The organism is Fictibacillus terranigra (genome assembly GCF_030412265.1).
Taxonomy (GTDB): domain Bacteria; phylum Bacillota; class Bacilli; order Bacillales; family Fictibacillaceae; genus Fictibacillus_C; species Fictibacillus_C terrinigri.
In genome coordinates this window covers 327,187-340,918 of sequence record NZ_JAUHLN010000004.1, presented here as the reverse complement: position 1 = coordinate 340,918, position 13,732 = coordinate 327,187, and the positions used below count along the sequence as shown (strand labels likewise).

The window sequence follows — 13,732 nt, the reverse complement described above, 5'->3', positions numbered from 1 at the left end:
CCTCCCTTATTTGTCTTGGTCTAGCATGCTTCTGCCTACTGGTGGAACCGAAACAATATCAAGGTTTTTCGGATCAGGATTCGTTCGATAATTCCTTATGTGCTTAACCCTCGATTCGAGGTCGATGTGGTGAATACCGCCAATATGGAGAATGCCGGCTGCTGATATACCCAAAATATCAATAGTCCCTACACGTATATAGGCAGGATCATTAAAAGACTGCATCGTGACTTCTTTTGGCGGCGCAGGCCTGGGGCGCGGTATAGTAAACGCCTGGTAGTTCGGAAAATTAATGAGTCCGCTTAACGCCGAATCAAAAGTCGGCTCATACTTCTGGATGGCCAGTGCCTGTGAAAAGGCAGCAAGCCGGCCTGTATCTCCAACATTTACAACCGATGAAAACAAAATGGAACGAACGTGGATATGATTGACCTCCGATGTTCTCGGTATCATATTATAGTGCTAGAGGAACGAGTGAGGTTCCGACCACCAGGGCTTCCGGTGGTGTATCAAATATGGAGGCCAGACTAATATGCCCGGCATCGCCAACCAAAACGAGCGAAGAGATACTCACCCCTACAATTTTAAGAGAGCCCACAGACAGTTCATGATTGATCACCTGGAATCTCATGGATCTCACCCCCGATGTTATTGTTCTTTAAGCTTGAGATGAAATGCTCAATTCCTTTGTACACATCACCTTTCACTTTATTCTCAACGAGCAATATGCCCTCTTGGTTATGGGGAGGATATTTTTGAAGGTAATGCTCCAGCCTGCCCGGAAGCTGTGTCCGGATATCATTCAAAATCAGTTCACGATAGGATTCATCGAGTTTATGTTCTTGTTCCTCTTCAATTTTTGTAATGTCTTCCGGCGCCTCAATGTTCATGTATTCCTCCAGGTTTGCCATGATTTCTGTATATTCCCTGCTTGAACTCATAGCGCTCTGTGGCGGCTTGCTTCCGCCAACAGCGATCGATTCACCGCCGACAGTAAAGTCCTCTACCATGTTTTTGCCGTCGCTTTCTGAACTCAGTCCAATATTCAGCGTCCCATCAAGCCTCTCGATCTTCAACTGATCAAAGGAGTATTGGATTTGTGTGGTCGGCTGGTCTTTTACTTTCTTCATATCCTTGGTCAGTTCTTCAATCTGCTTCTCCAGTTCACATACCTTGTCTTGCAGGCACTGAAGCTGCCCCTGCATCTGCTGGATATAATAGTATTGATTATAGCTATCCGACATAACATCATCTCCTTACTAAGTTTTATGCCGGATCGGCAGTAAATTTGCTTTTTAAATGAGGGCTTCTAATTATTTCCCATATTCACATTATCGAACCCATCCATATCATACGTATTTGTAAGGTTGTAGCCTGTGTTCGTCCTTATATTATCGCCCGTGTTAAACGAGCCTGCGCCTGCAAAGGTCTTCGCATTGCTGATAGGATTGATGGCCTGAACATCCCCGATATGGACTATCGAGCTGCTCGAAACTGAGGCAATATTAATACTCCCTACGATTCCAGGCACTTCAAACCACCCCCCTGCCAACAGTCTCCTCATATCATATGTCACGCTTCACTAGGTGTTCACCCTCATACCTTCTCACCTTTTGAGGCATCTGCACATACACTAATAAGAGCATCAAGCAATCTAAACGGTACTTTTAAAGGGAGGTTCGTTCTCTTGCCATCACTGATCGTGGGGCCTGTAACTATTTCCTCTGTGCAAGCCGATGGAATCGTAAACTTTGGTGACACCCTTGTGATTAATCCTAAAAGCACAAGCAAAGGTTATAGCGGCTCTGGAGGCGGAAATACAGGCAATTTCCTGCAAACCGTTACATTTATCAGTTCGACCAACACATTAGATACGGATGCTGCTGATTCGAACGTAGCCGGCAACGCATAGTTTATTTACTAAGGAGGGATTTATCATGCCGGAAAATGGCGGACCTATCATGCCATTCTTTAATGAAAAGTCTATAGGATCTTGGGTAAAATCATTAGAACAATTCATCGATAAGAGCTTTGAGCATTATCAGACCATGGTTGACCATCTATCGTTCCCATTGGACGTACAGGAAACCAAAAATGAATTTATCGCACACGCCAACCTCGAAAACTATGATCAGAGCCAAATTCAGATCGAGGTGCTGGATCGAGCGCTTAAGATTATCGCCTACGCGTCTGAATCCAATCGCTTTACTGATGATAAAACCAATATTTCTCAATTCAAACAGGCCAATAAACGGGTTGAACGGCTGGTCCCGCTCCCTTTTGCCGTAAAACAAGAAGACGTTCGGGCCACGTTTGGTAACGGCCTCTTAAAAATCCGGGTAAAGAAAAGCAGGCCCTCAGCAAACTATATTGATATTAAGCCAGAAGCAGAAGAATAATTGGGCCGCCGGCTGAAAAGCAAGGGGATCGTCGAGCTAACGCTTTGCCCCTCTGCTTTTCAGCCATTTTTGCTTTCTCGGGAAGCAAATCCGAGAGAGATCTTTTCGCACAGTAGCGAAATCATTGAGCCAAACACATCTTGAATTGAGCGAAACTCGATATATTCGTGCCTTATGCCCAGCTACTAGCTACTCATGCAAACATAAATTAATTCACGTCTTACTAGGTTGAATATCTTGTACACTATTAACCGCCCTGCATAAGCTGTAACTACAGAAATAAAATCTAAATAGATTGGAACGATTTCATGCGCCAGATGAATCCTTACGGGTACGGCCAGTATCCACAGTACGGCATGCAGCCTGGAATGGGCTATGGACAGCAGGGCTTCCCTGGTTATCCGGGCCAAGCTTACGGCCAGGGCGGATATCCGGGAGCAGGTTACCCTGGGACAGCCCCTGGCTATGGACAGGGTGTTTACGGGGGCTACCCTATTCAAAATCCAGCATACCCTCAGCAATACACAAAACCGCCTCAACAAGGCGGAGGAGGATGCGGCTGCGGAGGCAGATAAAAAACACTTCTCTTCCTCCTTTTCATACGATAGATAGAAACCCCCTAACGGAAAGGAGGGACTGGGATGAGTATGCCGTATGATGGAAATCAGCCATATCCAACACCGTCCGTAGAACAGTTCAACACGTGTGGTCCTCAACCCTATTGTGCGGGTCTTGGCGATATTGCTCCCCCATTTACTGCACCATCCATTCAAAACGGAGAGATCAAGGATGTTCGCCTCGAGGATTATCGCGGCAAATGGGTTATTTTGTTCTTTTACGGCAGTGATTTCACCTTTGTCTGACCGACAGAACTAGCGGCGGTCGCCGCTTTATACGGTGAGCTCAGGAAGCTGAACACCGAAGTGCTCGGCATCAGCACAGACAGCGTTTTTTCCCATAAAGTATTTAAAGAAGTCTCACCTCTGGCTGGTAAAGTGCAATACCCGCTGGTGAGCGACCGTAACCACCTCATCAGCCGCGCCTATAGAGTATTGGACGTCCACAGCGGTGCTGCGGTCAGGGCAACGATCATCATCGGCCCAGACGGGTATATTTCCAGCAAACTCATCTATCCTTCCGAGGTCGGACGGAATGCCTACGAAATTCTGAGGCTTATTCAAGCCCTCCAATACGGAGAACAATCTCAAACCGGCATCCCGGCAAACTGGGTTCCCGGCATGCCCGGCCTTACCATGAACACTGAAGACATTGGGAGGTTTTAACAGAAAAACCTTCAGCAGGCTTAGCCTGCTGAAGGTCTTATGCTTCCCAAGATTATTTCAAACGGTATACAGTATACACGGGCTTCATATGGTTTTAGTGCAAAGGATTGAATGGTCTCCTGCGCATCCACATCATAGTTGCTGATCACTAATTCATAGCTGAAAAATCCACATGCTCCGGCATCTCAAACACCGGGCAATCTCCAGAGAAGTTCAGGATGACAACAAGCTTCTCTTCTTCAAGTGTCCTTGTATACGCATAGATTTGAGGATGGTCTTCTAAGATGATCATAGCTTCCGTACACGATAATCTCGTTTTCTTTACGCAGCTGGATCAGCTTTTTATAATAGTGGAATATTGAATCAGGATTCTCCACTGCCCGTTTTGCGTTGATCTCTTTATAGTTCGGATTCACCTTCAGCCAAGGCGTTCCTTCAGTGAAACCGGCGTTCTTCTTTTACTTTACAGCTCCGCGGGTGACACCGCTGATGATCCATTTTTGTGCAAAAAGGTAAACGATGATCATAGGAGACAGCGCCATTAAATAGGAGGCAAACGCCAGGTTATAGTTCGTTGTAAACTGAGATTGGAATACATATTGCACTAGCGGCAGCGTCATCGCATCCCTGTTGTTCAAAATGACAAGCGGCAGCAGAAAATCATTCCATGCCCAGAGACAAGTCAGGATGCCGACGGTCGCATTGATCGGGGCAAGGAGCGGAAAGATGACTTTCCAAAACACCTTCCATGTGCCTGCACCATCCACATGAGCTGCTTCTTCAAGGGAATAGGGGATCGACCGGATATAGCCGACATATATAAAGATATTAAAGGCAAGACCGTACACGATGTATAAAAAGATCAGTCCCGGCATGTTGTTCAGGCCTAGTAAACTCGTTTCTTTTACTACAGGCAGCATAATGATAGGAAAAGGCACAAACATCGCACTGACAAAATAGTAATACAGCGTTTTAAAGAACTTTCGGTGCATATTCCTCGCGATGGCATAGGCCACCATGGAGTTGGTCAAAAGCGTAAACGCTACTGTAAATACCGTAACAAGCGCACTGTTGCGAAACGCGTGGAAGAAATTGGTCAGCCTGGCGGCTTCCTTAAAGTTTTGCCAATGAAAACGATCAGGAAGCGCGAGCAGAGACTGTCCCATTTCCTCTGGTGTTTTAAAGGCGGTCACAACCGTCAGGTACAGCGGAAACAAAATAAACAGTGAGCAGATGATCAACAAAATCGTCAGCGGCCAATTTACTTTACGGCTCATTACATGTTCACCTCTCTTTTCTGAAGAACCTTAATTTGAAAAACAGAAACGATCACAATGATTGCAAAATAAATGACAGAGTTCGCCGATTGATAAGCAAACTCTCCTCCCTGGAACCCGCCTTTATAGATCAGGATCGAAATCGCTTCCGTCGCCTGGCCGGGTCCACCGCCGGTAAGCGCGATAATATGGTCGAACACCATTAAAAAGTTTTTCATTGCAAGCACCATGTTGATCGTAAAAAAGGATGCGATGAGCGGGAATGTGATATGGCAGAAGGAATGCCATTTTCCAGCCCCATCAAGGCTTGCTGCTTCGTATAGATCTGCCGGAATCGTCTGAAGGCCAGCAAGGTATAAAATCGTGTTGAATGCGACAGCCTGCCAGACTGCAACGATGACGATGCCGATCCATGCAAGATCCGGATTTCCGAGTATGTTCTCAGTTAACGAGTTAACCCCCGCCTTTTCCGCGATTTGTGGCACAAAGAAAGCAAAGATATAGTTAAAAATATAGCCGACAATCAAGATGCTCAAGATATTGGGAATGAAGAATATCCCTCTCAATGTATTCCTGAACTTAATCTTGGCGTTTAGACCCATCGCGATCATCAAGCTGATGACGTTGACTAGAATGGTAGCAATAATCGCAAATTTAAACGTAAACCCATAAGAAGCAAATACACGGTCATCCTGAAACAGGTTTACGTAGTTTTTTAACCCGACAAACTCATAATCTCCATAGCCCTTATAGTTCGTAAAGCTGTAGATGATCCCTTGGATGACCGGGATCGTATGGAAGATAAAAAACAAACAGACTGCCGGCAGAGCCATCCAGTAAAACACTTTGCTACTTTTCCTCATCTATTTCTCCTCCTTCTTACACCCTTTCTATTGCCGGGCCTTTACTTTATCCCACTCACGATCGAGTTTTTTCAGGAATGGCTTTTCCTTCTTTTGGATCAGAAAGCCCTGCAAAAGGTTGGCAATTGGAATACCCGCCGGGAAGAAATGTTCGGGAAAACCCGTAATCTGCTGCTTTTTGAAATACGGGTTCAAGTTCGCAAGAGCAGAGTCATCCTGGTACACCCCTTTAACCGCAGAAAAGCTGTTCTGCTCTTTCATGTACATTCTGGTGTTTTCCGCTTTAAGAAGAAAATGAATGAACATGAGTGATTCTTTTTTATGAGGATTGTCCTTGGACATGGTTAATACGGTATCGACTCCGGAAACCAATTTGTTTTTTTCGGGATCGTTGACTGCAGGAAGCGGGAACGATCCAATGTCAATGTTCTTGTTGATGGCTTTAATCGATGAAATGGCCCAGTTCCCCTGCAGGTACATGAATGATTCTCCATTGGCGAAGGCCTTGTTCCCTGAGTTGTAGTCCCTGCCAAAATTATCTTTGTGCCCATATTCCAGGAGAGTCAGCATCTTTTCTGAAGCTTCTCCGTACCGTTTTTGAAACGTTGCCTGATCCGTTTCTCTTTCCTCAAAAAAGTTCTCTCCCTGTGTGTTGGCTACCAGGGAGTTGAAAGGCACCATGCCTGTCCACGCATCTTTTAGAGTAAGATAAAAAGGAATTTTCCCAGCCTTTTTAATCTTTTGCGCCGTGCTGATCAGCTCGTCCCAGGTCTCTGGAACCTGAAGACCCATTTCTTTGAACCTCGCTTTGTTATACAGCACCATGTTGGCGTTTGTTGCGAACGGAATTCCATTTACTTCTTTTTTCCTGCCGGCCAGCTGATTCAGCGCCTGTACGTAGTTTGGAATGACCTTGTCCACTGCAGGATCTTTTGTAAAATCATAAAAGACATCTGCTTCAGCGATATCTCCATAGGTTGCATTTCCACCGATTCCGAGAATGTCCGGTACATCTTCTTTTACCAGCCTTGTTCTCAGCACGGTTTCAGAATCCGGGACATTATTCTGCTCAATATCGATGTTGGGGTGCTCTTTTTCGAACTTAGCAATCAACTTATCAAAAGTACCCACAGATTCAGGTTTGTTTTGAAAAAATTCAAGATGAATTTTTCCGTCGTCAGATTCTTTGCTGGAGCATCCGGAAAGGAGTGAGACAGATAGAGAAATGACACACACCAACACCATTAATTTCTTCATTGATTCCACCTCATCTTATTGGAGTAAACGTTTACGTAAAACGGTTAAAATAAAGAGTAAACCCCCGTTTACTCTCCTGTTGATTGATCGATAGATTTAACACTTTCTCTTTCTGCAATTTTATGCGGCATAAACATGCTTTTCGATTGGCCATCTTCCCTTTCAAGGAGCATGCGAACAGAGTTTTTCCCCATTTCATAGAGCGGCTGGCCTACTGTTGTCAGAGGCGGGATGGCCATCTCGGCCACTTTCGTATTGTCATAACCGACCAATGATATCTCGTCGGGAACCCGTATTGACATACGGTAAAGGTAAGATAAAGCACCAGCAGCCATCTCATCACTGGAACAGAAAATAGCTGTTACATCCTTGTTGTGATATAAGAGCTCTTCTGCCGCTTCAATTCCGCTCTCAAAACCAAAATCGCCGTAGACCACTTTTTTCGTTTCAAATGCAATACCTTGCTTGTTGAGTGCTTTTTTATAGCCCTCAATCCTCGGTATGGTAGCGATCGTATCGCCTTTTGTACCAGCGATCATGCCAATGGACCGGTGCCCCCTCTCGAGAAGATACATAACGCCATCTAAGACCGCCTTCTCATCATCCACCTTGATAAAAGGAATGTCATATGCAGACTTGGTGGAGACGAGGACGATCGGGAGTTTCATAGCTGTAATAGCGTTATAGTATTCTTCTTTAAAGAACTCACTGATAAAGATGATTCCATCCACTTGTTTTTCGCGGAGCGCCTGTAAATATTTCATCGTTCGGATACCGTCTTTAGCCGTATTGCAGACCATCACGCTGTAATCCAGATCGTGAGCCATGTCTTCAATGCCGCTGAGCACGACAGAAGCGAAGGTGTCAGAAACAGCCGGCAGAAGCACGCCAAGCGTCTTCGTCTTTTTATTGATCAGCCCCCGTGCGATGGCATTCGGCTGATATCCCATTTCCGTAATGACCTGAAGCACCTTCTCCTTCGTTTTTTCTGAATATCCCGGAAGGTTGTTCAGGATTCTGGAAACCGTCGCAACCGACACGTTGGCCTTCTTTGCCACATCTTTAATCGTATAAGACATTTCCAGCCTTCTTTCTACGTAAACGTTTTCGTAATGTTGTTACGTTTACTATACCATTGCATGAAAGCACTTTCAATACTGGAATTGGAATAGAGGAGTGATTATAAAAACAAAAAAACAACCTTTATGAAAGGCTGTTTTTAAGAAGCAGTTGAACTCTGCTCCATTCTTTATATAAGCAGAGGGCCTGAGATTCAATTGCTCTGATTTTTCCAGACGTTTTTAACTCCTGAAGATCATAGAGTCCTTTGGTGAATGTGGCGATCCGCTTTTCATAGGCTTTGATGATCTCTCTGATCCGGAATTCCCCGCAATCGTCCGCAGCTGTTTGGACGTCCTTTTTCAGTTGGGAGCACCAGATCAACAGAGCATAGACATAATCGTCGTACGTCAGCATCAGTTCTGCTTTTCCTGCTCTGGCTGATACTGAATGGGAGCATAGGTCTTCTCGTAGGAGGTTTTGGTCTTCCACTTTTCTTTGACCTCAATATTAGGAGGCAGCATGTATTCTGCTGTTTCTTTCTGTTCGCCAAACATGAGCTGATAATAATATTTACACATCTCAGCATGGTATTGATAGTGCTGGTAATAGTGCTCCAATTCATTCTGGTGGTGATAACCATGGCTCATTTTCTCCCGACGGCTCCTTTCCATATGATTAAATGAACGTTTAAATCGTTGTTCCTTGGAGTTTTCCTCTGTATTGTATGTCCAAACCGATGCAGCTGGCTTATGCCAACGCCTACTGAACCATTATTCTTTTATGTGCATAAACCAGGCGCAGCAAAAACAGAGCCAGGCCGCTCCGGCTAACAGGCCGCCAAAAATATCTGCCGGATAGTGGGCGCCAAGATAAATCATACTGAACCCAACGAGCAGAACGAGTGCGATGGTTAACGAAAGGAGCTTTATGGCCGAATGAGTGCCTTTCCCCCGTAATCTTGTCCACATTAAAAAGCTCATGCTGCCGTATAGAGCCATGGCCAGCATCGTGTGTCTGCTCGGATAGCCGAACCCATTTTCTAAAATAAGAGCTTGAGCAGAAGGCCGAGGCCGGTGAAAATAGGATTTCAGCCACCCGTCCAAAATAAAGGCCCCTGCCGCCGTTGAGAAGAGAAACAAGCTTTCATGGAACCTTTTAAACAAAGCAAGATACAGGCCGATGATTGTGATCATTGGAAAGATGAGCAGCTTATTTCCCATCTGCTGAACAAACATAAAGACAGATGTCCATTTGGGTGTCCGTATCGATATAACAGCGGCCATCGTCCACCGGTCAAGCTCTTTTATGAATGGTGTATTAACAATGGCTGAAAACACAAGAAAAGCTCCGCAAAAAAACAGCGCGAAAAGGAGTACTTTAAAAGGATTAGATAAGCCTCTTGCAATCGTTTGCCTTCTCACCCCAACCTCCCCTTTGCCATTTCATGAAACAGCTGAAATGATGACTCCAGTATATCTGGACCGAATTGTGTAAACAGACTTTCCTTTGTCTGATCGTGAACAAGGATGCCGAGCAGCTTAAAATACGTAGATTCTGAAGGTGTTAGGCTCCCGAAATGGCGATGGCACCAGCTTTCAATCCTTCTCGGAAACGCAAGAAAGGAGAATAAAAACTTCCATTCATTAAATGAGAGAGACTGTTTGGAATGTTCCTGATAACCTTTAATAAATCGGTAGATGACCGCAGGATTCCAATTGAATGACGGTGCATAATAGTGGATGAACGATGCGAGATCATAAGAGCGTTCTGCAAATACCAAAGACTCCACATCAATGAAATAAATCTTGTGATCCTCGTCCAGCAGGATGTTCCTTTGGTGCAGACTGCCGTGGCATAGGACTCCTTTCACTTCGCCATGCTCTTCTTCCATCCGTTGGATATAGGAATAAGCCAGCCTGCATCGCTTTTCAAGCACTTCCAGCATCCACGGCTCGAAGTTCCATTCCGGAACAGGCTTATATTCTGTCTTCCATTTTTGAATATTCTGGTAAAGGCCGTTCAATTTATGGGTTCGGCTGCCGAACTCCATCCGGTAGCTGTCCGGAGGAGGTACAGCCCCTTCAGATGCGTGATGAAAATGAGCGAGTGCAGCCCCTATCCTTTCACACAATGAAAGGTCTGCAAACAGGATATCCCTGCCCTTCGCCCACTCTTCCATATAGTACAGTTCATTCTTATATTCAAAATATACCTGTCCATTATGACATGGCAGGACGCTTGGGATACAGGCAAAGTGGTTTTGTTTCACCCATTCAATACAATGGGCGACAAACGGCAGATCCTTCAGTTCGTTCGCATTCTTAAAACCAAAGATCCCTTGATCCGTATGCACCTTTGGAATAGCGAGTACACGCTCAATGAAATGGACCGTTAATCCATAGTGAGTGTAGATCAGGGATGTCAGGTCAGCATCAGATAAAAAGACTTTTTGGCCCCGAACGTGTTTCATCACTCCCGCCTCCCTTCCTTTAGTTCTGCATATGCACACTTAATCATTTCATCATATGAACTAAACGAAGCCTGCATTCACACAAATAAAAAAAGCATCAGGAGGGAATCCTGATGCACCATTATTTTATGAAGCTTTAGTTAGTGCTTCTGCATGAGCTTTTGTCTTGGCCAATCCAATTCCTGTGTACCCGTAAAACAAGGTGAACAGCGGTGACAAATACAGTAAAAAAGCATACGGGATATAATCAAGAGCTGATACCCCTAGGGCAGCTGCGAAAAAGGCGCCGCTCACACTCCACGGAATGAGAGGATTGATCAGGGTACCCGCATCCTCCATCGTTCTGGTAAGATTTATTAACGGGACATCGTTTTTTTCAAAGTGCTTTTTAAAGGCTTGCCCCGGAAGAATAATAGAAAGATACATCTCACCTGTCAGAAGGTTTACTCCAAGCCCTGATGCAGCAGCTGCTGCAATGAGATGGCCGGTTGTCTTAAGCGAGTTCTCAAATGAACGAATCATGATATCAATCATTCCAAGCTCCTGAAGAAGCCCGCCAAGCGACAGTGCAATGATGATCAGTGATACCGACCACATCATCGGGATAAGACCGCCCTTGTTTACAATCGCATCCACCGCTTCGTTCCCTGTCTTCATATTCAATCCATTTTCCAGCGCATTGATCATATGAGAAATCGTAAAGTCCGGATTCAGGATGAGTGTCGTGAGGACAGCGGTAAATACTCCGGTAAGCAGCGTTGGAATGATCGGCAACTTTCGGAACGCCATTACCATTACGATTAACGGTGAAATAAGTGTGAACGGTGTAATGGTAAAGTGTTCACCCAACGTTTTTTTCATTTCAGCCAGCTGTACAATCGATGTTCCCTGGGGCTGATGGCCGGCAAAGAAAAAGATGACTGCGGTAATGATCAGAGCGGGGACAGTGGTCCACATCATATGGCGGATGTGTTCAAATAAATTGACACCTACCGTGCCCGAAGCAAGATTGGTGGAATCAGACAGCGGTGACATCTTGTCTCCAAAGCACGCCCCACAAACGATGGCTCCTGCTGCTAAGCCAGGATCCATGTTCATCACATGAGCAATTCCCATGAGAGCTACCCCCACCGTACTGGCGGTCGTAAAACTGCTGCCAGTAAACGTTGAAACCAATATGGTAATGAATAAAGCGCTTAGAGCAAACCATTCGGGCCTCATATAGTCCATCCCATAAAATAAAAGGGTTGGAACCGCTCCGCTCATCATCCAGCTTGCGATAACAAAACTGATCATAATCAAAAGAAGCAATGGCTGAATGCCGCTTATGACTCCTGATATGAGCCCTTTCTCTATGACTTTCCAGTCCGCTCCCCAAAGCACGGCAAAAATACCAGTCAGTATGACACAAAAGAACAACGGAATATGGGGTTCTACCTTTAGAACAACAAGGCTTGTAAACATTGTTGCTACAATTAATAAGAATAACAGGATGACTCCTGGCAATTTGATTTTACTGTTCATGATGACCTCTCCCAGATGCAATACTCTTTCTTCACTTAAATACTTAAACGCTTTTATGCGTTGAAGTGCTGTTGTACAATATCCAATAGTAATAGAGTTGCTGCATCCTGTCAACCAAAAAACAATAATTGGAAAATAGGAACAAAAAAACAGCACCCCTTAATCGAGATGCTGTTATTGCTTATATCGCTTTACGCTGCAGAGCGCCTGTTTTCTCTCTTTTCTTAATGACCAGGTAATAATAAAGATAGCAGCCGATAAAGAAGGGAACACCCAGATAAAGGGCAAGGCGCTGTTCAGGATCAAAGGCCATACTGATCAATACACCAAGGTTCAGCGCAGTAGCGAAAAGCGGAAGAATAGGAAACAATGGCACTTTAAACTTCAAATCCTCAACCTTTCCTCCGTCACGAATGAACTTTCTTCTGAACGCGAACTGTGACGCGGTAATGGCAATCCAGCCCACTTGTGCACCGAGGCCTGCCAATGACAGAAGCCATTCAAACACCGTTTTTTCGGCCTTAAATGCGGACAATAAAGAAAGCAAGGCGACGCCGATCGTGATATACAACGCGTTCATCGGAATCCCGCGTTTGTTCACCCTTCCAAGAGCCGGACTTGCCATTCCTTCTTTCGAAAGCGAGTACAGCATACGAGTTGCCGCATACAAACCAGAGTTAGCAACTGATAACAGCGCTGTTAAGATAACAAAGTTCATGATATCCGCAGCATACGGGATCCCGATGCTGTCAAAGACGACGACAAACGGGCTTTCCACTTTTCCTGCTTTAGCCATCGGCATTAAAGCCGCAAGCACACCGATCGCAAGAACGAAAAAGAAAAGTGTTCTCCAAACCGTTTGACGAATGGAGCGTGGAATGGTTTTTTCAGGATTTTCACTTTCTCCAGATGCAATACCAATCAGCTCTGTTCCCTGGAAAGAGAAGTTAACCGCAATCATGGTGACAAACAGCGCGCTGAATCCATTCGGAAACCAGCCGGCTGAAACAAAATTTGTGAAGCCTGGAGCTGAGCTGTCGCCTTTTATATCGATCAGGCCAAAAATCGCCGCTCCGCCAAGAATAATAAATAAAATAATGGCGAGAACCTTAACACTCGCAAACCAAAACTCTGCTTCTCCGAATGCTTTTGCAGAGAGTGCGTTCAATGCAAATAATACTCCTGCAAAAATTAAGCTCCACATCCAAAGTTCTGAATGGGGAAACCATCTCTGCATCAAAGCGGAAGCTGAGAAAAATTCAAGAGCTACGGTAACTGCCCAGCCGAGCCAATAGAGCCAGCCAATAGCAAATCCTGTTCCCGGCCCGATAAATTTAGTCGTGTACGTTTGGAAAGAACCCGATACAGGCATGGCAACCGAAAGTTCCCCAAGACAGAGCATCGTCAAGTACATGATAAAGCCCCCGACGAGATAAGAAATCACTGCGCCTATCGGACCAGCATCATGAATGGTCATCCCCGAACCGAGAAAGAATCCGGTTCCGATGACACCGCCCAAGGAGATCATAAATAGATGCCTTGCTTTCATGCCTCGCTTGAGCCCTTGATCATTTTGATTTGTAATCATCTGTTCACC

Annotated in this window: 19 protein-coding genes and 1 pseudogene; 4 read left to right on the top strand and 16 right to left on the bottom strand. The window is 45.2% G+C overall.

Features of this window, described 5'->3' with window-relative positions:
• Window positions 1-6 precede the first annotated feature (6 nt).
• The 4 genes from QYF49_RS19700 to QYF49_RS19685 form a co-directional block, all read right to left on the bottom strand.
• Window positions 7-453 (bottom strand): spore germination protein GerPE, encoded by a 447-nt coding sequence (locus QYF49_RS19700; RefSeq protein WP_290401299.1) that lies wholly within the window; start codon window positions 451-453, stop codon window positions 7-9.
• A gap of 1 nt (window position 454) precedes the next feature.
• Window positions 455-631 (bottom strand): spore gernimation protein GerPD, encoded by a 177-nt coding sequence (locus tag QYF49_RS19695; protein WP_290401298.1) that lies wholly within the window; start codon window positions 629-631, stop codon window positions 455-457.
• The gene (gene gerPC, locus QYF49_RS19690) at window positions 606-1,244 is read right to left on the bottom strand and encodes a spore germination protein GerPC (protein ID WP_290401297.1); all 639 of its coding nucleotides are present in this window, start codon (window positions 1,242-1,244) and stop codon (window positions 606-608) included. Before gerPC ends, QYF49_RS19695 begins: the two co-directional genes overlap by 26 nt.
• Window positions 1,245-1,309: 65 nt before the next feature.
• Window positions 1,310-1,531: a spore germination protein gene (locus QYF49_RS19685; RefSeq protein ID WP_290401296.1), complete on the bottom strand. Its 222-nt coding sequence runs from the start codon at window positions 1,529-1,531 to the stop codon at window positions 1,310-1,312.
• A 156-nt stretch (window positions 1,532-1,687) separates the two neighbouring features.
• Between QYF49_RS19685 and QYF49_RS19680 the strand changes: the two genes are divergently transcribed.
• The 4 genes from QYF49_RS19680 (at window position 1,688) to QYF49_RS19665 (ending at window position 3,682) form a co-directional block, all read left to right on the top strand.
• Window positions 1,688-1,912 carry a spore germination protein gene (locus tag QYF49_RS19680; RefSeq protein ID WP_290401295.1) on the top strand — a complete coding sequence of 75 codons (225 nt, stop codon included), beginning with the start codon at window positions 1,688-1,690 and terminating at the stop codon, window positions 1,910-1,912.
• Between the two features lie 25 nt (window positions 1,913-1,937).
• Complete coding sequence (locus tag QYF49_RS19675) at window positions 1,938-2,399, top strand: Hsp20/alpha crystallin family protein (protein WP_290401294.1); 462 nt, start codon at window positions 1,938-1,940, stop codon at window positions 2,397-2,399.
• A 308-nt stretch (window positions 2,400-2,707) separates the two neighbouring features.
• A complete protein-coding gene (locus tag QYF49_RS19670) occupies window positions 2,708-2,974 on the top strand; it encodes a spore coat protein (protein ID WP_290401293.1) in 267 nt (88 codons plus the stop codon).
• 66 nt (window positions 2,975-3,040) lie between these two features.
• The gene (locus tag QYF49_RS19665) at window positions 3,041-3,682 is read left to right on the top strand and encodes a peroxiredoxin (RefSeq protein ID WP_290401292.1); all 642 of its coding nucleotides are present in this window, start codon (window positions 3,041-3,043) and stop codon (window positions 3,680-3,682) included.
• Window positions 3,683-3,830: 148 nt separating this feature from the next.
• Here QYF49_RS19665 and QYF49_RS19660 read toward each other — a convergent pair whose 3' ends face one another.
• From QYF49_RS19660 to QYF49_RS19610, 12 genes and pseudogenes are all read right to left on the bottom strand, one after another.
• Window positions 3,831-3,974: a hypothetical protein gene (locus QYF49_RS19660; RefSeq protein ID WP_290401291.1), complete on the bottom strand. Its 144-nt coding sequence runs from the start codon at window positions 3,972-3,974 to the stop codon at window positions 3,831-3,833.
• A pseudogene (locus QYF49_RS26110) lies at window positions 3,922-4,125 on the bottom strand (alpha-amylase family glycosyl hydrolase); the annotation flags it as partial. The pseudogene QYF49_RS26110 and the gene QYF49_RS19660, both read right to left, overlap by 53 nt.
• Before the next feature lie 15 nt (window positions 4,126-4,140).
• The gene (locus QYF49_RS19655) at window positions 4,141-4,959 is read right to left on the bottom strand and encodes a carbohydrate ABC transporter permease (protein ID WP_290401290.1); all 819 of its coding nucleotides are present in this window, start codon (window positions 4,957-4,959) and stop codon (window positions 4,141-4,143) included.
• Window positions 4,959-5,822 carry a carbohydrate ABC transporter permease gene (locus QYF49_RS19650; RefSeq protein WP_290401289.1) on the bottom strand — a complete coding sequence of 288 codons (864 nt, stop codon included), beginning with the start codon at window positions 5,820-5,822 and terminating at the stop codon, window positions 4,959-4,961. Before QYF49_RS19650 ends, QYF49_RS19655 begins: the two co-directional genes overlap by 1 nt.
• A gap of 27 nt (window positions 5,823-5,849) precedes the next feature.
• Window positions 5,850-7,079 carry an ABC transporter substrate-binding protein gene (locus QYF49_RS19645; RefSeq protein ID WP_290401288.1) on the bottom strand — a complete coding sequence of 410 codons (1,230 nt, stop codon included), beginning with the start codon at window positions 7,077-7,079 and terminating at the stop codon, window positions 5,850-5,852.
• Window positions 7,080-7,147: 68 nt separating this feature from the next.
• Window positions 7,148-8,164, bottom strand: coding sequence for a LacI family DNA-binding transcriptional regulator (locus QYF49_RS19640; RefSeq protein ID WP_290401381.1), 1,017 nt, complete (start codon window positions 8,162-8,164; stop codon window positions 7,148-7,150).
• 118 nt (window positions 8,165-8,282) lie between these two features.
• The gene (locus QYF49_RS19635; protein ID WP_290401287.1) at window positions 8,283-8,555 is read right to left on the bottom strand and encodes a hypothetical protein; all 273 of its coding nucleotides are present in this window, start codon (window positions 8,553-8,555) and stop codon (window positions 8,283-8,285) included.
• The gene (locus QYF49_RS19630) at window positions 8,555-8,788 is read right to left on the bottom strand and encodes a hypothetical protein (protein ID WP_290401286.1); all 234 of its coding nucleotides are present in this window, start codon (window positions 8,786-8,788) and stop codon (window positions 8,555-8,557) included. Before QYF49_RS19630 ends, QYF49_RS19635 begins: the two co-directional genes overlap by 1 nt.
• 123 nt (window positions 8,789-8,911) lie before the next feature.
• Complete coding sequence (locus tag QYF49_RS19625; RefSeq protein ID WP_290401285.1) at window positions 8,912-9,562, bottom strand: phosphatase PAP2 family protein; 651 nt, start codon at window positions 9,560-9,562, stop codon at window positions 8,912-8,914.
• Window positions 9,559-10,611: a phosphotransferase gene (locus QYF49_RS19620; RefSeq protein WP_290401284.1), complete on the bottom strand. Its 1,053-nt coding sequence runs from the start codon at window positions 10,609-10,611 to the stop codon at window positions 9,559-9,561. Before QYF49_RS19620 ends, QYF49_RS19625 begins: the two co-directional genes overlap by 4 nt.
• Before the next feature lie 126 nt (window positions 10,612-10,737).
• Window positions 10,738-12,135 carry a Na+/H+ antiporter NhaC gene (nhaC, locus tag QYF49_RS19615; protein ID WP_290401283.1) on the bottom strand — a complete coding sequence of 466 codons (1,398 nt, stop codon included), beginning with the start codon at window positions 12,133-12,135 and terminating at the stop codon, window positions 10,738-10,740.
• Window positions 12,136-12,316: 181 nt separating this feature from the next.
• Window positions 12,317-13,723: an amino acid permease gene (locus QYF49_RS19610; RefSeq protein WP_290401282.1), complete on the bottom strand. Its 1,407-nt coding sequence runs from the start codon at window positions 13,721-13,723 to the stop codon at window positions 12,317-12,319.
• Window positions 13,724-13,732: the final 9 nt, after the last annotated feature.